This is a genomic window from Pararhodobacter sp. (assembly GCF_034676545.1).
Lineage (GTDB): Bacteria > Pseudomonadota > Alphaproteobacteria > Rhodobacterales > Rhodobacteraceae > Pararhodobacter.
In genome coordinates, this window is the sequence record NZ_JAUCBZ010000015.1 from 3,676,065 (window position 1) to 3,700,723 (window position 24,659).

Sequence of the window (24,659 nt, forward strand, 5' to 3'; positions counted from 1 at the left end):
ATCAGACCTGCCTTGACCAAGGACCATCAAACCAGCCGTGACACATCCAGCGCCGCGCGCACGAAATCGGCGAACAGCGGGTGCGGCGCAAAGGGTTTTGACTTCAGCTCGGGGTGGAATTGCACGCCGATGAACCACGGATGATCCTGATATTCGACGATCTCGGGCAATTTGCCGTCTGGCGACATGCCCGAAAACACCATCCCGGTGTTCTCCAGCTTGTCGCGGTACTTGATATCGACCTCATAGCGGTGGCGGTGGCGCTCTTCGATGCGGGTTGCGCCGTAAATCCCGGCCACCCTCGAGTCCGGGTCGAGCACCGCGTCATACGCACCCAGCCGCATCGTACCGCCCTTGTCGTCGCCCAGTTTGCGCTCGACGATGTGGTTGCCCTGCACCCATTCTTTCAGGTGATAAACCACCGGCGTAAAGCGCCTGCCGCCGGCCTCGTGGTCGAATTCCTCGGACCCTGCGTCCTTGATCCCGGCCAGATTGCGCGCGGCCTCGATGACCGCCATCTGCATCCCCAGACAGATGCCCAGATACGGGATCTTCTTTTCGCGGGCCCATTGCGCGGCGCGGATCTTGCCCTCGGTGCCGCGTTCGCCAAAGCCACCGGGGACAAGGATCGCGTGGAACCCCTCCAACAGCGCCGAGGCGTCCTCGCGCTCGAAGATTTCCGCGTCGATCCACTCCGCCTTGACGCGCACCCGGTTGGCCATGCCGCCATGCGTCAGCGCCTCGGCAATGGATTTATAGGCGTCCTCAAGCTGCGTGTATTTGCCAACAATCGCCACCCGCACATCGCCCTCGGCGTGGGTCAAGCGGTCTCTGACATCTTCCCAGCGGGTCAGGTTGGGGCGCGGCGCGGGGGTGATGCCAAAGGCATCCAGCACGGCCTGATCCAGCCCAGCCGCGTGATAGGCCAGCGGCGCTTCGTAGATGGATTTCAGGTCATAGGCCGGGATCACCGCGTCTTTGCGCACATTGCAGAACAGGGCGATTTTCTCGCGCTCTTTTTCCGGGATCGGGTGCTCGGATCGGCACACCAGAATATCGGGCTTGAGGCCAATCGACTGCAATTCCTTGACCGAGTGCTGCGTCGGCTTGGTCTTCAATTCGCGCGACGCGGCCAGATAGGGCAGCAAGGTCAGGTGCATCAGAATCGTTTCGCCGCGTGGGCGCTCATGGGTGAACTGGCGGATCGCCTCGAAGAACGGCAGCCCTTCGATATCGCCCACGGTGCCGCCGATTTCACACAGCATGAAATCGACCTCATCATCGCCGATGTGTAAGAAGTCTTTGATTTCATTGGTGACATGGGGGATCACCTGAATGGTTTTGCCCAGATAATCGCCGCGCCGCTCTTTTTCCAGAACGTTGGTGTAGATGCGCCCCGAGGAAATCGAGTCGGTCTTGCGCGCCGGCACGCCGGTGAATCGCTCATAATGGCCCAGATCCAGGTCGGTTTCCGCGCCATCGTCGGTGACAAACACTTCGCCATGCTCAAACGGCGACATCGTGCCGGGATCGACGTTCAGATAGGGATCAAGCTTGCGCAGCCGGACCGTAAAGCCCCGCGCCTGCAACAGCGCCCCGAGTGCCGCCGAGGCCAAGCCTTTGCCCAGGCTGGAAACCACCCCACCGGTGATGAAAACGTAGCGCGCCATGCAGGAAACCCCCGTGTTTGTCGCCGTCCAAAATCGGCGGTCCACGGGATTCGAGACATAGCCTAAACACCCGCGCTCCGCAATACGGACGCAACATTCTGCGTTAGTAAGCCCCCTACCGCGAGATATTGGGCCGGAATTGGTTTGTGGATCAGTCCTGCCGTGGGGGCAGAAGTGGCGAATCGCCCGCGGGTGGCAGTTGCACGTCCGGCAATGGCAGCGCCGGTGTCGCGCTGTCAGGGGCCGAACTGTCGGTCACGCCGAGACGATCCAGCACCGAGCTATCCGAGGTGTTCGACGCGCCAATCACCGTCAGCGCCACCGAGGTGCAGAAAAACGCGATCGCAAAGCCCCAGGTCAATTTGGCCAGACCAGTCAGCGGCGGGCGCCCGGCTTGTGGGCCCATGCTGCCCCCTATTCCCAGCCCGCCACCCTCAGAGCGCTGCAACAACACCACGCCAATCAGCGAGAGCGCCAAAAGTAGGTGGATAACGAGGACAACATTCTGCATGGGACGGCCTTTGAAACGGTTCGCGCCTATCTATGCGCAGCCGTTGAGCGGTGCAAGCCCTTTGCCCGGTGGTTTTCCCGCCTCAGCCCCCCGGGCGACGCCCGTCAGCCGGATCGACGGCGCAGACGTTACCCTTCATCCACGTCGTCGATATCCACCTGCCCACTGATTCGCCGCCGTATGATCGACCACGACAGGCCAATACCCAGAACCAGCGACGCCACGATGATCGCCAGCCATTGATTGACCACCGAATTCCCGGACTCGAGCCAGCCGATATCGACCAGCACCCAGATCACCGCCGCGAACACCGCGACCACCAGTGCCATGCCCAGCGGCCCGATCGAGCGCAGCGTGGCACGCAGGTAGATGATATAACCGACCAACAGCACCAATCCGGCCAGCACCACGATGGAAAGCCGCGTGTCCCAGTTCTCCATGCTCCAGCGGTAGAAATTCCACCGGGTCGGGTTCCAGGTGGCGGACAAGAGGAGAAAGGCGATGAGCCAGCGAAAGACGAAGGCCATGGAAAGCTCCTGTTCCGGGGTTCGCGCCCTTGGTGCCAAGCCAGCGCCGCCATGTCCAGACACACAGAGCGCTGCGGCCAAATGGTGGTTGCGCAAATCGGGTGTTTCACTGTGCGCCGCAGATCGCTATAGAACGCTTGGTTTGAACCGAGGCAAGGACCCGTAATTATGGCCAATGTTGTTGTCGTGGGCGCCCAGTGGGGCGACGAAGGCAAAGGCAAGATTGTCGACTGGCTTTCCGAGCGCGCCGATGTGATCGCGCGGTTTCAAGGCGGTCATAACGCGGGCCATACGTTGGTCATTGATGGCGAGGTGTTCAAATTGCACGCGCTGCCATCAGGCGTGGTGCGTGACGGCAAGTTGAGTGTGATCGGCAACGGCGTCGTGCTGGACCCATGGCATTTGATCAAGGAAATCGAGTCGATTCGCAAACAAGGCGTCACCATTACGCCGGAAACGCTGATGATCGCCGAGAATACGCCGCTGATCCTGCCGATCCACGGGGAATTGGACCGCGCGCGCGAAGAAGCGGCCAGCAAGGGCACCAAGATTGGCACCACCGGGCGCGGCATTGGCCCGTGCTACGAGGACAAGGTCGGCCGCCGCGCCATCCGCGTTGCCGATCTGGCCGATGACGCGACCTTGGAAGCGCGCGTTGACCGCGCGCTGCAACATCACGATCCGCTGCGCCGCGGGCTGGGCATCGAGCCCGTCGACCGGGACGCGCTGATTGCTCAACTCAAGGCCATCGCGCCGCAAATCCTGCCCTATGCCGGTCCGGTGTGGAAGGTGATGAACGACGCGCGGCGCGCCGGAAAACGCATCCTGTTCGAGGGGGCGCAGGGCGCATTGCTCGACATTGATTTCGGCACCTATCCGTTCGTGACCTCGTCAAACGTGATCGCGGGTCAGGCCGCAACCGGGGTTGGCGTCGGGCCGAGCGCGATTGATTACGTCCTGGGCATCGTCAAGGCCTATACCACCCGCGTCGGCGAAGGCCCTTTTCCGACCGAGTTGCTCGACGATGACGGCGAGCGGCTGGGCGTGCGCGGCCATGAATTCGGCACCACCACCGGGCGCAAACGCCGCTGCGGCTGGTTCGACGCGGTTCTGGTGCGCCAGACCTGCGCGACCTCGGGCGTCAACGGGATCTCCCTGACCAAACTCGATGTGCTGGACGGGTTCGAAACGCTGAAAATCTGCGTCGGCTACGAATTGGACGGCAAGCAGGTGGATTACCTGCCGACCGCCGCCGATCAACAGGCCCGCGTCACCCCGATCTACGAGGAACTGCCGGGCTGGTCGGAAACCACCGAAGGCGCGCGCTCGTGGAATGATCTGCCGGGGAATGCCGTGAAATATGTCCGCCGCATCGAAGAACTGATCCAGTGCCCGGTTGCCATGGTCTCCACCAGCCCCGAGCGCGAGGATACCATCCTTGTCACCGATCCGTTCGTCGACTGATGGCGCTGTCGTACAAAGCCCGCAAACGGTGGTCCCTGGTGGTGCTGCTGGTGGGGCTGCCCTTGTATATCGTGGTCGCCGTCAGCCTCGTGGGGCTGATGGGCCGCCAGCATGTGCTGGTGGAACTGGCGGTGTATGTGGTGCTTGGGGTGGCCTGGGTGTTCCCCCTGAAAGCGGTGTTCAAAGGGGTTGGCGCGGAAGACCCGGACAATCCGGTGCGCTATGACGATGACCATCTGAAAAAATGGTGACAAAAAAGCGGCGTCACGGTTTGGGTGACGCCGCTTTTTTCATAAAGGTCGGGCAATCAATCGGCTTGCGCAAAGCGCCGTGCCTGATCACCAAACTCCGATTCCGGGGCCAGCTCGAATTGCCCGCGCCGCGAGCGCATCATCGTGCCCTGGCGCATCAGCAAGCCAAAGGTGCGCAGCATGTTTTCGCGGCTGCGCGTCATCGGCAAGCCGGTCGAGACCACATGGCGCATCACCTGTGGACGGGTGAATTCGGGCGCGCCCTCGACATGCGTGACATAGGCGGCGGCGGCTTCGGTCAGTTCGGCCAGCGTCGTCAGATGCATCGGCGTGACAAAATCGGCAAACGCACGGCCCTGCGCGGCCTGGGGGGCGGAGGCGTCCTCGTCAAACAACTCCTCCATCGCCAAAGCGCCGGTGTTGATACGCCGCGGCCGGACCACTTCGGTCTCGGCGGGGCGGTCAATGCGTTGCTCGGACACCAGAACCAGCGGCGGCTGCGCGCTGCGCGGGCGTTCGGTGCGGGTCGTGGCGGCCCGGACAGGGCGTTGCGGTCCACTGTCATCCGCGGCTGACATCGAGTCATCCTGGCGGCGAACGCTGCGCTCCAGATCCGCGCGATAGCGGGCGATTTCGCGCTCTTCTTCCTCTTGTGGACGCCGTGGGCCGCTGGCCTCCTCTTCGGCACGGGTTGCCAGAACCGCAGCCTTGAGGTGCGAGATGGTGGACTGCCGGCGTTTTGCCTCAACATCCGAGAATTGCGTATCCACCTGAGAAATCAAACGCTCCACCGATTCATCGGCGGTTTCGTCCCGCAGCAGGGCGCGGCGCTGGCGCTCGGCAAGGCGCAGGGCTTCTGCGTCGCGCTCGACGGCGGTCAATTCGGCCAACAACTCGGCCTCTTGCTCGGCGGGAAGACCGGTTTCGCCCAAAGCCTGCGCGACACGCGCGGCAAGCTCTGCGTCGTGCGACTCCGGCTCTGCGGTGTCGGCTTCGGCCTCGTCGGGCAACTCAAGTGCATCAACGTCGGTGGTGGCGGCGTCAATGTCGTCGCCCTCGTCTTCGTCGCCCAATTCATCAGTCGAGAAGGCAGCCATTGCGGCCCGCACGGAATCCGCTGGGGTCAGAACCGGCTGCGGCGTGGCGTGCGTTTGGGCCTCGGTCGATGTTGGCGCCGCCACAGGGCTCCGCGCCGCTGCAACCGCGGTCAACACCGCCTCATCGCGCTCGGTGGCGGTGTTCGGTGCAGACCGCGCGCCGGGACGAACCACGACCACACGCCGACCCGGGCGCGGTGTCGCCACCGCCTCCGCGGCGGCTTCTTCTGCCGCCTGACGCTCAGCCTCAACCCGGGCGGCTTCTTCTGCCGCCTGACGCTCAGCCTCAACCCGCGCGGCTTCTTCTGCCGCCTGACGCTCGGCCTCGACCCGTGCGGCTTCCTCTGCCGCCAAACGCTCGGCCTCAACCCGCTCGGCTTCTTCTGCCGCCAAACGCTCAGCCTCAACCCGCTCGGCTTCCTCCGCCGCCAGACGCTCAGCCTCAATCCGTGCGGCGTCCTCCGCCGCCAAACGCTCAGCCTCAACCCGGGCGGCTTCTTCTGCCGCCTGACGCTCAGCCTCAACCCGTGCGGCTTCTTCTGCCGCCTGACGCTCGGCCTCAACCCGGGCGGCTTCCTCTGCCGCCAAACGCTCAGCCTCAACCCGGGCGGCTTCCTCTGCCGCCTGACGCTCAGCCTCAACCCGGGCGGCTTCTTCTGCCGCCTGACGCTCAGCCTCAACCCGGGCGGCTTCTTCTGCCGCCTGACGCTCAGCCTCAACCCGCTCGGCTTCTTCTGCCGCCTGACGCTCAGCCTCAACCCGGGCGGCTTCTTCTGCCGCCTGACGCTCAGCCTCAACCCGCTCGGCTTCTTCTGCCGCCTGACGCTCAGCCTCAACCCGGGCGGCTTCTTCTGCCGCCTGACGCTCAGCCTCAACCCGCTCGGCTTCCTCTGCCGCCAAACGCTCGGCCTCGACCCGGGCGGCTTCTTCTGCCGCCAAACGCTCAGCCTCCTCAGCCGCAAAACGCGCTGCTTCCATCCGGGCGGTGTCTTCTGCCGCTTGACGGAGCGCCTCAAGCCGGGATGCCTCGGCGGCAGCCATGCGTTCAGCTTCCAGTTTGGCGGCCTCTTCTGCAGCCAAAACCTGGGCCTCAAACCGCGCCGTTTGCTCTGCAAGCAGCCGCTCCGCCTCAAGCCGTTCGGCTTCTTCAGCCTCAAGCCGCTCCGCCTCAAGCCGCTCGGCTTCTTCAGCCTCAAGCCGCTCCGCCTCAACCCGTTCGGCTTCCTCTGCCGCCAGACGCTCGGCCTCAAGCCGTGCTGCTTCGTCTGCGGCATCCTTCTCGGCGGCAAGACGCGCGGCTTCGGCGGCCGCGTGCGCCTCGAGGGCAAACGAGGCCTCGGCCTCGGCGTCATCCGCCATACCCGACGCATCGGAAACCCGGGCTCGCGGATCACGTGCGGCCCCGTCCTCGTCTGATTCTTCAAAGGCGCGCACCTGGGCGACGGCGGCACGAATGCGCTGCAACTTCGCGGAAATTCCAGAGAGCGCCTGATCATCGCGGGCCGTGCGGGTTGGCTCCGCCTCAACCACCGGCTCGGGCTCGGCGGCGATGGCCGCACCAACCGCCGCCCCGGCAACAGAATGCGCGGGCGGTGCGGTTGTCTCGACCTCGGGCGTGACGTCGCGATCGTCTGCCTCGGCAGTCGAGCGGCCAATCTGTGCCCGCAGCACGACACCGTTTTCCTGGATCTTGGCCTCGACCCGGCTCTTGATCTCGCGCTCGGCGATCCGATGCAACATCTCGGCGTCGGGCGTCGGGGGTTCGGCACCGAAATACCGGTCCTCGGCGGCCAAATCGCGGAAGTATTCGGCAATCGCCTTCATCGTGTTGAACGGCTCGTCAAAGCCTTCCAACGTGCAGGAAAACGTGCCGTATGACACCGTTAGGATTTTGCTCGGACTGACCATAACAATTACGTCCTTTATCACTACTCAGTTCGGACAATGCCTGTCGTAGGGTGCGGCAGTGAGAAAAATGCAAGGTAATTTCTTGATCGGAATGTGGCCATGCTTGCGTTCCCCTGCCGCAATTGACAGGAAACCACATGTCAGTCGTTTACGCAAAAACTGAGGGTGTCACACTTGTGGGCGGGGGCCATGTATCCGCCGACATGCTGAATCGTGCGCTAAATATGGCCCCCTGGCTGGTTGCCGCCGATGGCGGGGCGGATAAAATCCTGGCCCTGGGGCAGCAACCTGATCTGGCAATCGGCGATTTTGATTCGATTTCACCCGAAACCCGGGCAATTTTGGGCGCCGCGCGGCTTCATCAAGTCGCGGCACAGCACAACACCGACTTCGACAAGGCCCTCGACGCGATCGAGGCGCCCTTTGTCCTGGCGCTCGGATTTTCGGGCGGGCGGCTGGATCATACCCTGGCGGCGATGAACACGCTGCTTTGCAACCCCAATCGCCGGGTGATCGTCGAGACTGGCGCGGATCTGTGCGTGGTGTTGCCGCCCGAACTGGTGCTGACCCTGCCGCCCGGCACGCGTGTGTCGCTGTTTCCGATGGGGGCGACGCGATGCCGGTCCGAGGGGCTGGAATGGCCGACCGACGCGTTGGCGTTTTCCCCCTTCGGCCGGATCGGCACCTCGAACCAGGCGGTCGGCGGTCAGGTCACGCTGCGGCCAGAGACACCACGGATGCTGCTGCTGGTGCCGCCAACCGCGCTCGATGCCTTGCTCAAAGCGCTGCGCGACGCGCCGCTCTGGCAAGATGACGCTCGCGCGCGATGATATAAAGGCCCGAGCCGGTGATCACCGCGATTCCGGTCCAGCTCAGCGGGTTGGGCCAGTCGTCAAAGAATAGATAGCCAAACAGAACCGCCGTCACGATCTCCAGATAATGCAGCGGGGCCAGCGTCGCCGAAGGCGCAAACCGCAGCGCATAGGTGATCGCCATATGCGAGACGGCAGCCGCCAGCCCGACCGCGAACAACTGCCCCCAGACCAAGGCCTCGGGATTGCTCAACACCAGCACGCCGATGTCCAACCCCGCGCCCAGCGCCAGCACCGGCACCATCAGGACCACGCCAATCCAGGCCGTGTGAAACTGCATCGGCTCGGGTGCGACGTCGCGGGCGATACGGCGGGTGACCAGCATATAAAGCGCAAAGAACAACGCCGTGCCCAGCGGGAACAGCGCCACAGAGCCAAAGGCGGCGAAATTGGGCTGGATCACCAGAAGCGCGCCGCAAAACCCCACCAGCGAGGCGATAATCCGGCGCGGGCCGACCAGATCGCCGAACAAAACGGCCCCCATCGCCAGCAAGATGAACGGCTCGACAAAGGCAATGGCCAGCGCATCGGCCACCGGCATGACCTGCAACGCGCTGACAAATGTAAAGGTCGAGGCCAGCAACAGCGCCGCGCGCAGGGTCAGCAGCCCGAATTGCACCGTGGTCAGCCGCACGCCATGCCGAAAAATCAGCATCACCGGGATCATCAACAGCGCCTGCACCGCCATCCGCGCCAAGGTCACCTGCCCGACACTGACCGACTGCGACGCGAATTTTGCCGCCACGTCGATCAGGGGCGCCAGAGCGCAAAACGCCAGCATCATCGCTATGCCCAGCGGCACATGATCGGCGCGCTGGGGTATCGGGGGTTGGCTGGGGCGCCGGGCAGGATGAGCCATGAAAACCTCGATCATTCACATGTAAAGGGTTAGCGGCTCACCCTGTCGGCCACAAGGCGCGATTGTCGGTCGCAGGGGCTGCGGTAGACCCTAGGTCCGCGTGCGCGCCAGCACGCGATCAACCCAGGCCGGCACGATCTGCGTGGCCGGGCCATACTGATGTTCGTGGAAACTCCGCGAGACGTCAGACGGCTCCAGATTGAGTTCCAGACAACGCGCACCCGCCTCGCGCGCCGCCTCGGCAAACCCCGCCGCGGGCCAGACCTGACCCGAGGTGCCAATCGCCGCAAACAGGTCCGCGCGCTCGATGTCTGCGGCGATGTCCTCCATCTGATAGGGCATCTCGCCAAACCACACCACATCCGGCCGCGTCGCGGGCCGCGCACAATGTGGGCAAGGGTCGGCGGTGGTCATGGTCGCCGGGGCGGGCCAGCGATGACCGCAATCCGCGCAAAGCGCCCGCATCAAGGCGCCGTGCATCTGGATCACCGCCTTGGACCCGGCCCGCACATGCAGATCATCCACGTTTTGCGTGACGATCACCACCTGCCCCGGCAGCGCCGCTTCCAGCCGCGCCAAGGCATGATGCGCGGCGTTCGGCACCGCCGCGGCGCAATTCGCGCGGCGCGCATTGTAGAACCTCTGCACCAGATCGGGGTTGCGCGCAAAACCCTCAGGGGTCGCCACGTCCTCCAGGTCGTATTGCGACCACAGCCCACCTTTGTCGCGAAAGGTGCCCAGCCCGCTTTCCGCCGAAATCCCGGCCCCTGTCAGTATCACGATTCGCATGTCACGCCCTTTGCAGTTTCACAGGTTCCGTGCGCGCTAGGCGCAGGAAATGCGCCATGAAAGGCTTGGTCGCATCATCGCTGCGCGTCGCGCCATAAAGTCGCTTGGTCAGGCCTTGCTCGGTGATCGGCAAGGTGGCGTAATCGGGCGAATATTTCACCTCGCGCAGCACCCAATCAGGCAACACCGACACCCCGCGCCCCGAGGCCACCAAGAGCAGGATCACCGCCGTCAGCTCCACCTGCCGCACCGCGCGCGGCTCAACGCGGGCCGGGCCCAGCAAGCCGGTGAAAATATCCAGCCGGGCGCGATCCATCGGATAGGTGATCAGCACCTCATCGCGGAAATCCTCGGCAACGATAAAGGATTTCTTGGCCAACGGGTGCGACGAGGCGGCGATGAACCGCGGCTCGTAGTCGAAAAGCGGCGTGAAAACAATGCCATCCATAGCCTCTGGATCCGAGGAGATCACCAGATCCACCTCCTCGCGCTCAAGCGCGGGCAACGCCCCAAAGGCCAGACCGGGGCGGATATCGACGTCGATTTCCGGCCAGGCGTGGCGGAATTTCTCCAGCACCGGGAACAGCCATTCAAAACAGGCGTGGCACTCGATGGCGATGTGCAAACGCCCGGATTTGCCCGCGATCAGCGCGCGGAACTCGTCCTCGGTGGCCTCGATCCGGGGCAGCACATCCTCGGCCAATCGCAGCAGGCGCATCCCCGCCGCCGACAGCCGCAACGGCTTGGTGCGGCGCACGAATAATTCCACTCCGCATTGATCCTCCAACCCTTTGAGCTGATGGCTCAGCGCCGATTGCGTCATATTCAACAGATCCGCCGCACGCCCGACACCGCCCGCCTGATGAATGGCGCGGATCGTGCGCAGATGCCGGAATTCCAGGTGCATTATGCGATCAACCTCATAGTGATGATGAAAACAATGAATTTGTCTCACATAGCGTTCCATGCGACAAGGGCCCCGAAGTACAGGAGTTCAACCATGCCCGCACCCACGATCTCATTCGAGTTTTTCCCGCCCAAAACGCTGGAGGCCAGCTTTCGGTTGTGGGAAACGGTGCGAATGCTGGCCCCGCTGAAGCCGGATTTCGTGTCCGTCACCTATGGCGCCGGCGGCACGACGCGGCAATTGACCCACGAAGCCGTCACCACGATTGGCCGCGAATTCGACCTGAACGTTGCCGCGCACCTGACCTGCGTTGATGCCTCGCGCGCCGAAACGCTGGACATCGCGCGCAGCTATGCCGCTGCGGGCGTCACCGAGATCGTCGCCCTGCGCGGCGATCCGCCCAAGGGGCAAGGCCGTTTCACGCCGCATCCAGAAGGCTTCGCGCATTCCGCAGAGCTGATCACCGCGCTCAAGGAAACCGGTGATTTCAACATCCGAGTTGGCGCGTATCCCGAACCTCACCCAGAGGCCGCCGACAGCGCTGCCGATATCGCCTGGCTCAAGCGCAAGTTCGAAGCCGGTGCCGACAGCGCCATCACGCAATTCTTCTTCGAGGCCGAGACCTTCCTGCGGTTCCGCGATGCCGCCGACGAGGCCGGGATCGACACCCGCAAGATCGTGCCCGGTATCATCCCGATCGAAAACTGGTCCGGCATTCGCCGCTTTGCCCTCGCGACCGGGGCGACGGTTCCGAGCTGGATGGATGACGCCTTTGCCAAGGCGGCGCGTGACGGGCGCGAAGACCTGCTGTCGACGGCGATCTGCACCGAAATGTGCGATAAACTGTTGATCGAGGGTGTCCCTGCCCTGCATTTCTACACGCTCAACCGCCCGACCTTGACCCGCGATGTGTGCTACGCGCTGGGGGTCAAACCCGAAGTCGCGCTGCAAAACGTCGCGTAATCACAACAGAAAAGCCGCGCACCAAACCCTTGGTGCGCGGCTTTTTGCTGTGTCGGTGCCGCCATTCCAGGACCGATCAACCGCCAATTCGCAAGACCTCGGTGCGGCCACTTTTGGTATAGCGCAATTCCGCCTCGCCAATCGCCGTCACGCTTCCGCCGTCCAACCGATCCCCCACCTGCACCCGAACGACCCGCCCGCTGGACAGACGCACCAGCGCACGGCGGTTGTTGGGCGTGCCAAACACCCCGATCAAATTGAGATCCCGCAGGTTGATGGCATTGGTCTCGGTGGCGGCACGCGCAACCGAGGCCGAGCTGGGGATCGACGGTGCGGCCGTGGCCGTGGTCGTTTCGCCCTCGTCGGTTTCCACATCCGTAGAGTCAGACTGCTGCGGGCGACTTGCCGCCGCCAGAATGGCCTGAGCGCGCTCGGTGACATCGGACGGTCTGGCATTGGGGCGCAGCGATTCCGCGACGGCCTCTTGCGCGACCTCGGTCCCCGCATCGACCGCCGCCACGACCTCGGGCGGCACCAGATCGGTCGGACGGTTCTGTGGCCGCAGCGCCGCAAGCGAAACCCCTCCGGGTGGAGGGGTTTCAAGCGCAGCCGTTTCGGTTTCAGGGGTGTCCAATGCCGCATCTTGCTGCTCGGCATTGGCGGCAGGATCGGGGGTCGGATCAGGCGCTGTCGGCGCCAGTTGTTCGCCAATGGCCCGAACACGCGCACTGCGCGGTTGCGGGCGCGCGCCGGCGAAGGCCGGATCCGCGCGCGGCGTGTCGTCGGGCACAAGCGCAGGCTCTGGCGTGGGCGCGGCCTCGACCACCGGCGCCACGGGTTCGGCGGCAGGTTCGGCGGCAGGCTCGGCGGCGGGCTCGGCAACGGGCTCGGGCACCACTTCGGGCTCTGGCGCGATGCCCGCGGGTCGGGGCGCGGGCGCGACACTGGGCGCACGCGCGTAGACCGTCACACCCGACGGCGTCAGTGCACCCTCGCGGGTCGCCTCGACCAAGCCGTTCTCATCAAAGGTGAATTCCGTCCCGAAGGGGGGCGGCGCGGCCGGGGCCAGAAACGCCACTTCGCCGGTTTCCGGGGCGTCGATGCCGCTGGGCAAAGTCAACCGCGGTGCCGCTGTGGTCGGTGCCGAGGCAACTTGCGGTGTATCCGAAACCTGCGCCGGGGCATCCTGACTGGTCTGCTGCGCGTCGCCCGACTGCGGGGGTGTTGACTGCGGCGTTGTCGACTGCGGGGTGCTCGTGCTGGTCGCATCGGCCACTTGTCCGGCAGCATTGGTTCCTGCATCCGGCAAGGCTTCGGTCAGCGCCTGTTGCACCAGTGATTCCAGAAGGCGGTCCGGGTCCGACGTCGTCGCATCGGCTTGTTCCGTCGCGGGTGCGGCGACCTCGGCCACCGCGCCGTCACCCTCTGCCCCGGCCTGCGACGCCAATTCCTCGGCCGCGGTATCCGTGGCTTGCGCAATATCGGCGGCGGCGTCAGTCAACGACTCGGCACTGGGCACGGCAGCCGCGTTGAACCCTGAATTATCAGGCAGCGGGGCCAAATTGGCAGGCGGCGGTATCGTCGCTTCGGCCGTCTCAACCGCGTCCGGGGCCGCAATCTGCTGAATCGTGCTGGTGCCGGCCCCATCGTTCTGGGCAAGTTGCGCGGGCTGCGGGTCGCCGCTGAAATACACGAACCAGACGGCAACGGCCACCAGCAGGAACAACACGCCGCCGGTCGCCATAAGTCCACGCCGCGCGAGACTCGGCTCGGCATAGGTGTTGCCGCGTGCGCCGAAAATCGTCAGCGCTTCGGCTTCGGTCGCCTTTTCGCTTTCGGACACCGGCGGGCGCGATGAGGGGTTGGCGGCGCGCAGAGCAGCGGCTGCCGGACCCTCGGTCGGGCGTTTCGCCTGCATCTGTGCGCCGGCCGCTTTGCGTTGATCGGGCTTCTGCCCCGGCTGCCCGACGTCCATCCCCGGAATTCGCGACAAGATCTGACGCCGCGCCCGCTTCAAGCGCCACGTCGCCGCGCGCTTCAGGCGAAAGGCCAAACCGGGGGTCGCCGGCCCGGCATCCGCAGGCAAGACGGCGATTCGGCCACCCGGGTTTGCCCCCGCCGGCACTGGCGTTCCCCCCGTTGCGGCCACGGTTGGTGCCGGGCGGCGACGGGAAGAAAAGGCAACCGCAGGGGCTTTCTCGAGGGTTTCCGCGGCGGCGGCTTGAGGGGCCGTTGCCACCGCGGCTTTTTCCACCGCGGCTTTTTCCACCGGGGTCTTTGCCTCGGGCGCTGTTGCCACCGGGGCCGGAGCCGCAGGTTTCGGCGCGTCCGGGGCCTTGCGCGGGCTTGCCAACGGTGTGACGGCAGGAGTCACGGCGGCGGGCGCAGACATCGGCGGCTTGATGGGCGCGTCCAAAGGCTTTGACGCCACGGGCTCGGGTGATGTGACCGCCGCCGCGGCGTCTTGCACTTTCTCCAGTGCTTTTTCACGGCGAAACCGCGTCCCCAGACGCCGCACCAGGTTGCCGACTTTTGCCAAGGGTTCCGGCGACGCGACGGGCGAGTCCGGCTCTGACGACCCCAGCGCGGTCCCCGGGTCAATGGGTCTGGGTTGTGCGTGAACTTTCGCCCGGACGATCGGAGGTGCCATCCGTGGCCCGGCGGCGGAGGGCGCGGTCGCCGGGGGGGCGGGGCGGACATAGGGCTTGGCCAAGGCGGGCGCGGGCGCTGCCACCGGCGGCGCAACCGGAGCCGCCGCGCTCGGTTCGCTTGGCTCGGGCTTGCGGATCTCTTGCGGCTTGGGTGCCTCGGGCGTCGGCGCTTCGGCGGGCCGCACACGTCCCGACACGCGCACCGGCTCCACGTCGAACTGCACCTTGTCGCCCGATGGCACATAAACCCTGGACATCGAGGTGACGCCGAAATTCGGCTCACCGGCAAATTGCCCGCCTTCGGGCGCGGCGACAAAGGCGACCGGATTGAACCCGCTGGCATCCGCGAACCCTTCGGCCTCGGCCAGGGTCTCACGCGCGCAGATCACCACCATCGCGTGATCGTCCTCGACCACCCAATCATAGACCACTTCGTCGATGGTATAGGGCGTCAGGGCCTCGATCTCGGCCTCGATCTGATAGCGGCGCGCCTCGTCGGTGGGGCCGGGGGCCGACACCGTTGCATAGCGCAACTGGCTTTCGGGCAGCACAAGCTTGGTGCTGATGCCGCCGGGCTCAAGGCGCATGGCCTCGGCCACCAGACGGGCGCTGCCGGCCTGTACATCGTCATGGTCAAAGCTTACCGCGCCCAGCGACAACCAGCCACTTGGATCACGGTGCAACAACTCGATACCGTCATTCGACAGTTTGAGGGCAAAATTCGGTTTCATACCGTGCGTTTACCACAGCCTTGAGGGGCGCGCCGAGTCATCAACTCGGGCAATCCCCCTCCTATAGCAGAAATCCGCCGATGAAAACAAATGGCCCGGCAGAGATCCTGCCGAGCCATTTTTTCCTTTGGAAACAAGCCTCAGGCCGAAGCTTTGGCCAAAGCCTGATCCAGATCCCTGATCAAGTCATCGGCATCTTCGGTCCCGACCGACAGACGCACGGTATCCGGCGCGGCACCGGCGGCGATTTGCTGTTCCAGCGTCAGTTGGCGGTGGGTGGTGCTGGCCGGGTGGATGATCAGGCTGCGCGTATCGCCCAGATTGGCGACATGGCTGAACAGGTCCAGCGAATCAACCAGTTTGACACAGGCGTCATAGCCGCCTTTCAGCGACACGGTGAACAGCGCGCCAGCGCCCTTGGGCACGATCCGCCCCGCGCGCTCGTGATACGGCGAGCTTTCCAGCCCGGCATAGGTCACGGCCTCGACGCGCGAATCAGCCTCGAGCCATGCTGCAAGCTTGGCCGCATTGGCGAGGTGGCGATCCATCCGCAGGCTCAGGGTTTCGATCCCCATCAGCGTGTAATGCGCGGCCTGCGGGTTCAGGGTCATGCCCAGATCGCGCAGCCCGATGGCGATGCCGTGAAAGGTGAAGGCCAGCGCGCCGAAGGTCTCGTGGAATTTCAACCCGTGATAGGCCGGCTCTGGCTGGCTGAGCGACGGGAACTTGTCATTCTGCGACCAGTCGAATTTGCCCGAATCCACCACCACGCCGCCGGTCACGGTGCCGTTGCCGGTCAGGTATTTGGTCATCGAATGCACCACCAGCGTCGCCCCCAGCTCGATGGGTTTGCACAGATATGGCGTCGCCGTGGTGTTGTCGACAACCAGCGGAATGCCGTGGCGGTTGGTGATCTCGGCCAGCGCCGGGATGTCGGTGACATAGCCGCCGGGGTTGGCGATGGTCTCGCAGAAGATCGCGCGGGTGTTGTCGTCAATGGCGGCCTCGACGGCGGCCAGATCGTCGGTATCGACAAATTTCGTCGACCAGCCAAAGCGTTTGAAGGTCTGGCTGAACTGGGTGATCGTGCCGCCATACAGCCGCGTCGAGGCGACGATATTCTTGCCCGGCCCCATCAACGGGAACAGCGCCATGATCTGCGCCGCGTGACCCGAGGAACAGCACACCGCGCCCGCGCCACCCTCCAGCGTCGCGATACGCTCTTGCAGAGCGGCGACGGTCGGGTTGGTCAGGCGCGAGTAAATATAGCCGACCTCTTGCAGGTTGAACAACGCCGCCGCGTGATCGGCATCGCGGAACACATAGGCCGTGGTCTGATAGATCGGCACCTGCCGCGCGCCGGTTGCCGGGTCGGGGCGTGCGCCCGCGTGAATTTGTAGCGTGTCAAAGCCAAAGCTGTCGGTCATGGTAGACTCCCTGAGATTTGCGCGCGACGCTAGTGTATCGCACCGCCACAGGCAACGGGCCGCGGTGAGGGTTCGCACCCCCGGCATGGGAACAGGTGAACGCGCAATCCCGCGATTGTCGGAATGATGGCGGCGCGGGGTTGGTTCAACGCGACCACCCGTCACAGATGAGTGGCAATTCTCGGACAGATTTCCTTTTGCACGCGCCGGATGCCGCGCGCCCGGAAAAATGACGCCCCAAAGCAAGCTTTGGGGCGTCGGACCGTTCTAGACCTGGACTAGGGTTTGGTGCTGAAACCTCGTACGCCACGCAAAAAGATGGTGATCAAAAGACGCCGCCTGAATGCCCGTGTGCGGCAGTGCCGCGTTAATGATCGTAAGTCGTTGGCGTCGCGGGTTTGGTTCAAAGAAATTCACGCGATGTCCGAAAAAAATCGGCGCGGCGCGTCAGGCCGAAAAAAGACCCCAGAGCAAGCTCTGGGGTTCAGGTTTGGGACAGAGGGCGACGGCGGTGCCTCGGCAGATCGAGAACGAGGGAGGCGTTCGGCTCTGCGGCACGGGGTCGCTAATCATGGGTCGTGGCGCGGGGGGAAAGGGTTCAAAGAAACATCAAGAAACCCTGAACCGGGTGGACGCAGGGCGCATTGCCACGCCCCCAACCCTCAACAGCCGCCGGCCTTGACAAGGCCCCAGCCGAATTCGGTGTTGCGCGTTCCCGGCCCCAATGTCTCGATGCCGGTCCGCAGCCGCCCGCGGATCGCCGCCGCCGACCCCACACCGCGCGCCATATGCCGGGCCGCCAGGGCGGTGACGATCGGCGCGGCAAAGGAGGTGCCGCTGACATACCCCGCGCCAGACGTGCGGGCGGCGTAAACATCGACGCCGGGGGCGGCAAATTCAATCTGCGGGCCGGTGTTGGCCAGCCGGAATCGCCGCCGCGCCGCGTCAATCGCCGTCACCGCGATCACATCCTCCGAGGCGGCGGGCCAGGCGACCTGCGGCCGCCGATCATTGCCCGAGGCCGCAATCAGCACCGCCCCACGCGACGCCGCCGCCCGCAGCACCCGGCCAAGCGCCTGATTTTCCGGCCCGGCAATCGACAGGTTGATCAGCCGAACGCCCGCGCCGACCATCCGGTCAAGCGCCACGGCGATCCGCTCGACGCTGGCTTCTTCGACATCATCGCGCGCGCCAAACACCGAAATCGCATAAAGCTGCGCGCCCTGCGCAAACCCGGCCAGCGCGCCCGTTTCATCCTGCCCGACCATCAGCGCCGCGACCGCCGTCCCATGATCGGCATTCGGGATCATATGGCCCTCGACCAGCGTCTCATACCGCAGGCTCGTCCCCTGCAACGCCGGATGATTGGGGTTCACCGGGCCGTCGATCATGCCAATGGTAACGGGCCGCGACAGGTGGCAGCGCCCCACGCTGTCCTCGCCAATCAATGCCGGGGCATAGACCCGAGGCGTGCGGCGCGATTGCGCGAAATAATACAAATGATGCGCCGACAGCGAACTGTCTGCGGCTTGCTGCGCAATCAGATCTTGCGCGCGCGCAATCGCCGCCTGATTGGGGAACGTCGCAATCTGCGAGGTTTGATCGAGCGCCGAAAGCGTGGCCTCGCGAATGATCGCGCCGCCCGCCGCCTCAACGGCACGCCGCGCGGCCTCCGCCTGAGCTTCGGGGCCAACAATCACATATTCATAGCGCGCGCCCTCAGTCCGCAGGACGCGCCCCACGGGCCGATCCGCACCGCGAGGCTCTGCACACCCACCGCCGCATTCGTCGTGATCCACATGGTCCGGCAAACCGTCATACCCCGGCGGCAAACCTTCATATTCCGATTGCGCGGGTTGCTCGGGGCTGGACGGTCCATCAAGCGTCGCCAGTGCCGGGCCTGCCCCAAGCGCCAAAACCAGCACCAAGACCGACCCCAACCATCCCGATTTACCGCGTACCATCCTCGACACTCTCCACTATGGTCGTGGCGTCGCTCAAACCTGAAACGGCCGCGGCATGATCGCCACCGTCCATCACGCCAAGGTCATAAAACCCCAAAGCGGACGGGCCTGCAACGATTTCCAGATCCAGGCCCTGCAACAAAGCGCGGATCTGCGCTTCCGTGGCGTCCTTGACAAAGGCCACCGCCAACACGCCCGCGGGCGCGGCACCGGCCATCTGATAGCCTGCCTCATCGACACCACCGCCGCGCAAAAACAGGCTCTGGCCCAGCAACGCCACCGTCGCCACCGCCGCCGCCAATTGCCACATCCATGTGCGGTTTGGCGCTTGCGGTGCGGCGGCCACGGCACCCTCGCGGCCCACTTCCCGCAACAAACGCGCCAGGCCGAATTCGCCGGGGCTCTGGATTTCCTCGGCCTGCATCTCGGCCCGAAGCGCGACCAGCGCGTCATATTCGGCGCGCAAATCGTCATCCTCGGCCAGCACCGCGTCGAGCGCCGCGGCCTTGGCTTCGTGCAAGGTGCCGTTGACGTGAAATATCAGGTCCAGTTCAGGGTTTTCGGGTGTCCCAGTCATGCCATCGCCCTCGCGCCAATCCGGCCGGACAGACAATGCAGCAGCAATTTCTTGGCATGATGCAGTCGCGACTTGATCGTCCCCTCGGGCACGCCGGCGATTTCCGAGATTTCCGCGCAGGTCATGTCCTCATAGAACGCCAGCGAGATCGCCAGGCGGTGCTCATCCGACAGCGTACCGACACAATATCGCAAATGTTCGGCCTCCTGCTGGTGGGCATAGCGCGTATCCGCCGCCTCCTGATAGGTGTCACTTTCAGGGATTTCATCGGTAACCGTCACCCGCGCACGCTTGCGATGCACGTCAATGACCTTGCGGTACGCGATACCAAATATCCAGGTTTTCACTTGGCTTCTCCCCTCGAAACTGCCGGCGACACGCCAGATGTCCATAAAGACGTCATGGAGTATGTCGGCCGCCTCGTGCGGATCGTTCAATCTGGAGACGATAAACTTGTAAACCGGACGTTCATAAGCGCGATACAGGGCGGCGAGCGCTTGTTTGTCGCCCTCGCCAATCTGCTTGAGTAGCTGGTGATGCGTATCGCTCATCTGTTGCGCGCGGTCCTGTCAGAGGAAAAACGCTATACCATCGGTTGCCGCGAGGGAAGCACCCCAGGCCGCACAGGGTTGCAGAATACGCGAAACACCGGCCAAAATCCCGAAAAACGGGCTATTCCTGCATATCCTTTGGCAAGAACCGACGGACAGAGCTGGTCTTGGGGCTCAACGCCGGGTCGATATCGCGCATTTCCAGCGACAACATCAGCGAATTCTGCGCCAGATCCGCCGCACAGAACGCCTCGGCGGCGGCAAAAAGATGCGCCGTGGCGCGGGATTTGTCAGCATCGCTGCGCCCGCCGCGCAACCGCACGGAAATGTCGATGAACCCGTGATCCGGGTTGCCATCCGCGATCAGCACATGATCCGCGGCAAAGGCCCGAACCCGAATGCCCGCCGCCGGAAACACCCCGGTTTCGACCGCCGCATCCCGCAGGGTTTGCAAGAACCGGGGCCAATCGAGGCGGCTTTCAAGATTGCGCGAATACTGGATGGATAAATGTGGCACGCGGGCCTCCTTTATTCATTGCTTTGTAAAGTTATTCGGCGCAACCTGTCAACGTACCCTCTGCAAACCGCTTGATTTGCACAGCACGATCCGCCAAGGGAGGGCCTATGACCCAGACACCGTTGCGCCGCACCGCCCGTTCCTTGCCTATCGCGCTTTTGCGGGCGCGCGAAACCGTCATGGGGCCGGTGCGCGACATGCTGGCGAAAAGCGGCGTCAACGAGCAGAAATGGCGCGTGCTGCGGGTGTTGGACGAATCCGGGCCGCTGGATCAAAGCCTGTTGGCCGAGCGCGCCTGTCTGCAATTGCCCAGCCTGACCCGCATTCTGCGCGCGATGGAGGATCAAGCGCTGATCACCCGCCAGACGGACGACGCCGACCGCCGCCGCTCGATTGTCACGATCAGCGAGGCCGGGCGCGCCGTTCTGGCCGATCACGCCGCCGAGGCCGCCGAGGTTTTCGCCAAGCTCGAAGCCAGCTATGGCCGCGAGCGGCTGGAGCAATTGCTGGACCTGCTCGAAGACCTGAACCGCGCCGACAAGCCGGGCTGAACTGCGCTCACAGCTGTATCCAGGCGGTTTTCAGGTTCACATATTTATCCAGCGCATGCAAAGACTTGTCATGCCCGTTGCCCGATTGCCGATGCCCGCCCAGCGGCACCGTGTTATCCGCGCCGCCATAGGTGTTGACATGCACGACGCCCGCGCGGATCTCGCGCACCATGCGATGCGCGCGGCTCAGTTTGCTGGTCCAGACTGCCGCCGCCAAGCCATACTCGGTGCCATTCGCCAGCCGCACCGCGTCCGCCTCGGTGTCGAACGGCGTGACCGCCAGCACTGGGCCGAACACCTCCTCGCGCGACAGGGTCATCTCGGGCGTCACCGCGTCGAACACCGTCGGCGCGAAATACGAACCGCCGGTCTGCGCCAGGATGCGCGCGCCACCGGCGATCAACCTGCCACCCTCGGTCAAGGTGGTTTCCACAAAGCCGCTGACCTTGGTCAATTGCGCCTCTGAGGCAATCGCGCCCGCCTGGGTTTTCAAGTCCAGCGGATTGCCGACCGTCATCGCCTTGGCTTCCGCGGCCAAGAGCGCCGCGAACTCCTCATGGATCGACCGCTCCACCAGCACCCGTGACCCCGCCACGCAGACCTGCCCCGAGTTGCGGAAAATCCCCGCCGCGCTGACCTTGGCCGCCTGCGCCAAGTCCGGCGCATCGGCAAACACCACGTTGGGCGACTTGCCCCCCAGCTCCAGATACAGCCGCTTGATGTTTGATTTCGCACTGTATTCCAACAGCTTGCGCCCCACACCGCCCGATCCGGTGAAGACCAGCACATCCACATCCCCATGCAGGCCCAGCGCCTCGCCGCAGACCGCGCCCTGCCCGGTGACCACGTTCAGCACCCCCTCCGGCAGGCCACATTCGGCGCAGATCTCCGCCAGCCGCAGCAAGGATAGCGACGCCACCTCAGAGGGCTTCAGCACCACCGAATTGCCCATCGCCAGCGCGGGCGCGATCTTCCACGCGCCGATCATCAGCGGAAAATTCCACGGCACGATCGCGCCCACAACGCCAACGGGCTCGCGCAGGATCATTCCCAGCACACTCCCCGCCGTCGGCGCCACCTCGCCGTAAACCTTGTCCAGCGCCTCGGCGTAATAGCGGAAGGTCTGCGCCGCACTGCCCGGCTCGGCCTTGAGCGCCATGGAAATCTCGGTGCCATTGTCGCGCACCCCCAGAACCGCCAGCGCCAGCGCCTCGCGCTCGATGGCATCGGCGATCCGATGCAGCACTTTCTTGCGCTCTGCCGGGGCCGCCCGCGACCATGCGCCCCGCTCGAAGGCGCGCCTTGCCGCAGCCACCGCCGCCTCGACATCCGCCGCCCCCGCATCGGCAATCGTCGTCAAGCGCCGCCCGTCAATCGGCGACACCACCTCCAGCACATCACCCGACGTCGCCGCCTGCCACGCCCCGTCGATAAACAACCCCCGCGCCGAAACCGGAGCCGCAGCTAGCGCGTCAATACCCGACTGATCCATTCATCCGTTCCCTTCGGTATCGGTTCATTATATACACCAACGTTTCAAATATGTCTTGCGTCAATCCCCGCATTCGATCAAGGTTTTTCTGCACACCCCCTCAAACAACCGTCGAACCCTCATGCGCACCGTTGAAAAAGCCCTCAGACTGCTGGAACATTTCGAGTCTCAGCACCCCGAATTCGGGCTGAGCGACCTCGCGCGCGTGTCGGGCATCGACAAAGCCACCGTCCTGCGGATGCTCACCGACCTCTCCAGTATCGGCCTTGTGGAGCAAGACCCGCAATCGCGCCACTGGCGGCTTGGCGCGGGCCTGTTGCGCCTCGCCCGGCTGCGCGAGGCCGCCTTTCCGGTGACCCGCATCCTGACCCCGATCCTGAACGCGCTCGCGCTGGAAACCGGCGAAACCGCCCATGCCTCGCTGCTGTCGGGCGATGATCTGGGCACGGTTGGCGTTGCCGAAAGCCAGCGCACCAACCGCGTCCACCTGGAACCGGGGCTGATCCTGCCCCTGCACGCCACCGCCTCAGGCCTGGCCTATACCGCCTACGCCCGGCCAGACCAGCGCGCGCAGGTCCTGAACCGCGCCCTTGGCCGCGTCACCAAATCCACGCCAGACTCGCGCGACGCCCTCGCCACGGCGATCGCGCAAACCCGAACGCGCGGCTACGCCATCGCCAATCAAACCTTTGAAGACGAGGTCTACGGCCTCGCCATGCCGCTTTTTGGCCCCGACGGGTTCGCCATCGGTGCGCTGGCCGTCGCCTCGCCCGCCTCGCGCATCACGCCCGAGATCGAGGCACAAATCGTCGCCGCCCTGACCCCCGCCGCCCTCAAGGCGACGCGGGATCTGGGCGGCCGCATCCCCCCTACCGCCGCCTGACACAGGAGTCCCCCATGCCCCGCGACGACAACTTCCTCAAGGAAAAGAACGCCCGCCACCTGTGGCACCCGATGACCCACCCGGCGGACCATCTGCGCAACCCGCCGACCATTGTCACCGGCGGCCACGGCGTGCGCATCACCGATATCGACGGGCATGAAACCGTCGATGGCGTGGGCGGCTTGTGGAACGTCAACCTTGGCTACTCCTGCCAGCCGATCAAGGACGCGATCACCGCGCAGCTTGACCAATTGCCCTATTATTCGATCTTCCGCGGCACCACGAACGACTGCGTGATCGAGCTGACCGAAGCCCTCTGCGACTTTTTCAAACCCGACGGCATGGCCCGCGTGTTCTACACTTCGGGCGGCTCGGACAGTATCGAAACCGCCATGCGCCTGTCGCGCCAATACCACAAGATCCGCGGCGAGGGAGGGCGCACCAAATTCCTGTCGCTGAAAAAGGGCTATCACGGCACGCATTTCGGCGCGGCTTCAGTCAACGGCAACGCCAATTTCCGCACCATGTACGAACCCTTGCTGCCCGGCTGCCACCACATCCCGGCCCCCTATACCTATCGCAACCCGTTCCACGAATCCGACCCGGCAAAGCTAGCGCAACTCTGCCTGCAAGCCCTCGAGGACGAGATCGCCTTCCAGGGCGCCAGCACCATTGCCGCCTTTGTCATGGAACCGATCCTCGGCGCAGGCGGCGTCATCCCGCCGCATTCCAGCTTCATGCCCGGCGTCGAGGCCCTGTGTCGCCGCAACGGCATCCTGCTGATCGCCGACGAAGTGATCACCGCCTTTGGCCGCACCGGTGCCTGGTCCGGCTCGCGGCTCTGGGGCGTGCAGCCCGATTTCCTGTGCACCGCCAAAGCCATCACCAACGGCTATTTCCCGTTCGGCGCGGTGATGATCCACGAGCGCGTCACCGACACCTTTGAATCGGACGAGACCGGCAAGGCCGCCATCGCCCATGGCTACACCTATTCGGGCCACCCGGTCGGCGCGGCAGCGGCGCTGGCCTGCCTCGCCGAGACCCAACGCCTGAACATCCGCGAGAACGCCGCCGCGCGCGGCACCGAACTGCACCAAGGTGCGCTGGCCCTGATGGACAAACACCAGATCATCGGCGACGTGCGCGGCGGTCACGGCTTGATGGTGGCGCTCGAACTGGTGGCGGACCGCGCGACAAAATCCGCCCCCGACAAATCCATCGCCAGCACGGTGCAGGCCAAAGCCTATCAGGCCGGCGCGATGGTCCGCGTCTCGGGCCCCAATATCATCCTGTCGCCGCCGCTGATCCTCACCGCGGACGACGTGCAAACCATCCTCTCGGCGCTCGACACCGGCTTCAACGCCCTGTGACAAAACGCCCGCGACATCATCTTGCGAAAAATACTCTGGGGGTGAGGCGCGCAGCGCCGAGGGGGCAACGCCCCCTTCTCCCCTTCCCCCTTTCCGCGCCCGCCGAACCTGCTACTCTGCGCGCAAA

General features: G+C 64.7%; 21 protein-coding genes. 7 read left to right on the top strand and 14 right to left on the bottom strand.

What is annotated here, in order from left to right; genetic code table 11:
* Positions 1 to 26: 26 nt before the first annotated feature.
* From VDQ28_RS21465 to VDQ28_RS21475, 3 genes are all read right to left on the bottom strand, one after another.
* Positions 27 to 1,670, bottom strand: coding sequence for a CTP synthase (locus VDQ28_RS21465; protein ID WP_323037868.1), 1,644 nt, complete (start codon positions 1,668 to 1,670; stop codon positions 27 to 29).
* A gap of 151 nt (positions 1,671 to 1,821) precedes the next feature.
* Entirely contained in the window at positions 1,822 to 2,181 is a 360-nt protein-coding gene (secG, locus tag VDQ28_RS21470; protein ID WP_323037869.1) for a preprotein translocase subunit SecG, read from the bottom strand.
* 128 nt (positions 2,182 to 2,309) lie between these two features.
* On the bottom strand, positions 2,310 to 2,708 hold the full coding sequence (locus VDQ28_RS21475) for a DUF6524 family protein (protein ID WP_323037870.1): 399 nt from the start codon (positions 2,706 to 2,708) through the stop codon (positions 2,310 to 2,312).
* 168 nt (positions 2,709 to 2,876) lie between these two features.
* Between VDQ28_RS21475 and VDQ28_RS21480 the strand changes: the two genes are divergently transcribed.
* Together VDQ28_RS21480 and VDQ28_RS21485 are read left to right on the top strand one after the other, a co-directional pair.
* The gene (locus VDQ28_RS21480; RefSeq protein WP_323037871.1) at positions 2,877 to 4,172 is read left to right on the top strand and encodes an adenylosuccinate synthase; all 1,296 of its coding nucleotides are present in this window, start codon (positions 2,877 to 2,879) and stop codon (positions 4,170 to 4,172) included.
* A complete protein-coding gene (locus tag VDQ28_RS21485; RefSeq protein WP_323037872.1) occupies positions 4,172 to 4,423 on the top strand; it encodes a DUF2842 domain-containing protein in 252 nt (83 codons plus the stop codon). The genes VDQ28_RS21480 and VDQ28_RS21485 overlap by 1 nt, the downstream gene beginning before the upstream one ends.
* A 56-nt stretch (positions 4,424 to 4,479) precedes the next feature.
* Here VDQ28_RS21485 and VDQ28_RS21490 read toward each other — a convergent pair whose 3' ends face one another.
* Positions 4,480 to 7,428: a hypothetical protein gene (locus VDQ28_RS21490; RefSeq protein WP_323037873.1), complete on the bottom strand. Its 2,949-nt coding sequence runs from the start codon at positions 7,426 to 7,428 to the stop codon at positions 4,480 to 4,482.
* Positions 7,429 to 7,565: 137 nt separating this feature from the next.
* Here VDQ28_RS21490 and VDQ28_RS21495 point away from each other — a divergent pair, with 137 nt between their 5' ends.
* Positions 7,566 to 8,258: a thiamine diphosphokinase gene (locus tag VDQ28_RS21495; RefSeq protein ID WP_323037874.1), complete on the top strand. Its 693-nt coding sequence runs from the start codon at positions 7,566 to 7,568 to the stop codon at positions 8,256 to 8,258.
* Here VDQ28_RS21495 and VDQ28_RS21500 read toward each other — a convergent pair.
* The 3 genes from VDQ28_RS21500 to VDQ28_RS21510 all read right to left on the bottom strand — a co-directional run bounded on the left by VDQ28_RS21500 (position 8,206) and on the right by VDQ28_RS21510 (position 10,855).
* On the bottom strand, positions 8,206 to 9,123 hold the full coding sequence (locus VDQ28_RS21500; RefSeq protein ID WP_323038176.1) for a DMT family transporter: 918 nt from the start codon (positions 9,121 to 9,123) through the stop codon (positions 8,206 to 8,208). The genes VDQ28_RS21495 and VDQ28_RS21500 overlap by 53 nt on opposite strands.
* A 126-nt stretch (positions 9,124 to 9,249) precedes the next feature.
* Positions 9,250 to 9,948: an NAD-dependent deacylase gene (locus VDQ28_RS21505; protein ID WP_323037875.1), complete on the bottom strand. Its 699-nt coding sequence runs from the start codon at positions 9,946 to 9,948 to the stop codon at positions 9,250 to 9,252.
* Position 9,949: 1 nt separating this feature from the next.
* Positions 9,950 to 10,855, bottom strand: a complete 906-nt coding sequence (locus VDQ28_RS21510) for a LysR family transcriptional regulator (RefSeq protein ID WP_323037876.1) — start codon at positions 10,853 to 10,855, stop codon at positions 9,950 to 9,952.
* Between the two features lie 93 nt (positions 10,856 to 10,948).
* On the opposite strand from VDQ28_RS21510, the gene metF reads away from it, so the two are divergent.
* Entirely contained in the window at positions 10,949 to 11,818 is an 870-nt protein-coding gene (metF, locus tag VDQ28_RS21515; RefSeq protein ID WP_323037877.1) for a methylenetetrahydrofolate reductase [NAD(P)H], read from the top strand.
* Between the two features lie 76 nt (positions 11,819 to 11,894).
* Here metF and VDQ28_RS21520 read toward each other — a convergent pair whose 3' ends face one another.
* From VDQ28_RS21520 to VDQ28_RS21545, 6 genes are all read right to left on the bottom strand, one after another.
* A complete protein-coding gene (locus tag VDQ28_RS21520) occupies positions 11,895 to 15,200 on the bottom strand; it encodes a hypothetical protein (protein WP_323037878.1) in 3,306 nt (1,101 codons plus the stop codon).
* A 140-nt stretch (positions 15,201 to 15,340) separates the two neighbouring features.
* Positions 15,341 to 16,627, bottom strand: a complete 1,287-nt coding sequence (locus tag VDQ28_RS21525; RefSeq protein ID WP_323037879.1) for an O-acetylhomoserine aminocarboxypropyltransferase/cysteine synthase family protein — start codon at positions 16,625 to 16,627, stop codon at positions 15,341 to 15,343.
* Positions 16,628 to 17,289: 662 nt separating this feature from the next.
* On the bottom strand, positions 17,290 to 18,591 hold the full coding sequence (locus VDQ28_RS21530; protein WP_323037880.1) for a S8 family serine peptidase: 1,302 nt from the start codon (positions 18,589 to 18,591) through the stop codon (positions 17,290 to 17,292).
* A complete protein-coding gene (locus VDQ28_RS21535; protein WP_323037881.1) occupies positions 18,578 to 19,168 on the bottom strand; it encodes a hypothetical protein in 591 nt (196 codons plus the stop codon). The genes VDQ28_RS21530 and VDQ28_RS21535 overlap by 14 nt, the downstream gene beginning before the upstream one ends.
* Entirely contained in the window at positions 19,165 to 19,719 is a 555-nt protein-coding gene (locus VDQ28_RS21540; RefSeq protein WP_323037882.1) for an RNA polymerase sigma factor, read from the bottom strand. Before VDQ28_RS21540 ends, VDQ28_RS21535 begins: the two co-directional genes overlap by 4 nt.
* 121 nt (positions 19,720 to 19,840) lie before the next feature.
* The gene (locus VDQ28_RS21545; RefSeq protein ID WP_323037883.1) at positions 19,841 to 20,236 is read right to left on the bottom strand and encodes a 5-carboxymethyl-2-hydroxymuconate isomerase; all 396 of its coding nucleotides are present in this window, start codon (positions 20,234 to 20,236) and stop codon (positions 19,841 to 19,843) included.
* A gap of 107 nt (positions 20,237 to 20,343) precedes the next feature.
* Here VDQ28_RS21545 and hpaR point away from each other — a divergent pair, with 107 nt between their 5' ends.
* Positions 20,344 to 20,787, top strand: coding sequence for a homoprotocatechuate degradation operon regulator HpaR (gene hpaR, locus VDQ28_RS21550; RefSeq protein ID WP_323037884.1), 444 nt, complete (start codon positions 20,344 to 20,346; stop codon positions 20,785 to 20,787).
* 7 nt (positions 20,788 to 20,794) lie between these two features.
* Here hpaR and VDQ28_RS21555 read toward each other — a convergent pair whose 3' ends face one another.
* A complete protein-coding gene (locus VDQ28_RS21555; RefSeq protein WP_323037885.1) occupies positions 20,795 to 22,279 on the bottom strand; it encodes an aldehyde dehydrogenase family protein in 1,485 nt (494 codons plus the stop codon).
* Between the two features lie 121 nt (positions 22,280 to 22,400).
* On the opposite strand from VDQ28_RS21555, the gene VDQ28_RS21560 reads away from it, so the two are divergent.
* Positions 22,401 to 23,162: an IclR family transcriptional regulator gene (locus VDQ28_RS21560; protein ID WP_323037886.1), complete on the top strand. Its 762-nt coding sequence runs from the start codon at positions 22,401 to 22,403 to the stop codon at positions 23,160 to 23,162.
* 14 nt (positions 23,163 to 23,176) lie between these two features.
* On the top strand, positions 23,177 to 24,532 hold the full coding sequence (locus VDQ28_RS21565; protein ID WP_323037887.1) for an aminotransferase class III-fold pyridoxal phosphate-dependent enzyme: 1,356 nt from the start codon (positions 23,177 to 23,179) through the stop codon (positions 24,530 to 24,532).
* Positions 24,533 to 24,659: the final 127 nt, after the last annotated feature.

Bases quoted from the DNA above. Each gene is read 5' to 3' on its own strand.
- VDQ28_RS21465 (WP_323037868.1), bottom strand. From the start codon at position 1,670: ATGGCGCGCTACGTTTTCATCACCGGTGGGGTGGTTTCCAGCCTGGGC.
- secG (WP_323037869.1), bottom strand. From the start codon at position 2,181: ATGCAGAATGTTGTCCTCGTTATCCACCTACTTTTGGCGCTCTCGCTG.
- VDQ28_RS21475 (WP_323037870.1), bottom strand. From the start codon at position 2,708: ATGGCCTTCGTCTTTCGCTGGCTCATCGCCTTTCTCCTCTTGTCCGCC.
- VDQ28_RS21480 (WP_323037871.1), top strand. From the start codon at position 2,877: ATGGCCAATGTTGTTGTCGTGGGCGCCCAGTGGGGCGACGAAGGCAAA.
- VDQ28_RS21485 (WP_323037872.1), top strand. From the start codon at position 4,172: ATGGCGCTGTCGTACAAAGCCCGCAAACGGTGGTCCCTGGTGGTGCTG.
- VDQ28_RS21490 (WP_323037873.1), bottom strand. From the start codon at position 7,428: ATGGTCAGTCCGAGCAAAATCCTAACGGTGTCATACGGCACGTTTTCC.
- VDQ28_RS21495 (WP_323037874.1), top strand. From the start codon at position 7,566: ATGTCAGTCGTTTACGCAAAAACTGAGGGTGTCACACTTGTGGGCGGG.
- VDQ28_RS21505 (WP_323037875.1), bottom strand. From the start codon at position 9,948: ATGCGAATCGTGATACTGACAGGGGCCGGGATTTCGGCGGAAAGCGGG.
- VDQ28_RS21510 (WP_323037876.1), bottom strand. From the start codon at position 10,855: ATGCACCTGGAATTCCGGCATCTGCGCACGATCCGCGCCATTCATCAG.
- metF (WP_323037877.1), top strand. From the start codon at position 10,949: ATGCCCGCACCCACGATCTCATTCGAGTTTTTCCCGCCCAAAACGCTG.
- VDQ28_RS21520 (WP_323037878.1), bottom strand. From the start codon at position 15,200: ATGAAACCGAATTTTGCCCTCAAACTGTCGAATGACGGTATCGAGTTG.
- VDQ28_RS21525 (WP_323037879.1), bottom strand. From the start codon at position 16,627: ATGACCGACAGCTTTGGCTTTGACACGCTACAAATTCACGCGGGCGCA.
- VDQ28_RS21530 (WP_323037880.1), bottom strand. From the start codon at position 18,591: ATGGTACGCGGTAAATCGGGATGGTTGGGGTCGGTCTTGGTGCTGGTT.
- VDQ28_RS21535 (WP_323037881.1), bottom strand. From the start codon at position 19,168: ATGACTGGGACACCCGAAAACCCTGAACTGGACCTGATATTTCACGTC.
- VDQ28_RS21540 (WP_323037882.1), bottom strand. From the start codon at position 19,719: ATGAGCGATACGCATCACCAGCTACTCAAGCAGATTGGCGAGGGCGAC.
- hpaR (WP_323037884.1), top strand. From the start codon at position 20,344: ATGACCCAGACACCGTTGCGCCGCACCGCCCGTTCCTTGCCTATCGCG.
- VDQ28_RS21555 (WP_323037885.1), bottom strand. From the start codon at position 22,279: ATGGATCAGTCGGGTATTGACGCGCTAGCTGCGGCTCCGGTTTCGGCG.
- VDQ28_RS21560 (WP_323037886.1), top strand. From the start codon at position 22,401: ATGCGCACCGTTGAAAAAGCCCTCAGACTGCTGGAACATTTCGAGTCT.
- VDQ28_RS21565 (WP_323037887.1), top strand. From the start codon at position 23,177: ATGCCCCGCGACGACAACTTCCTCAAGGAAAAGAACGCCCGCCACCTG.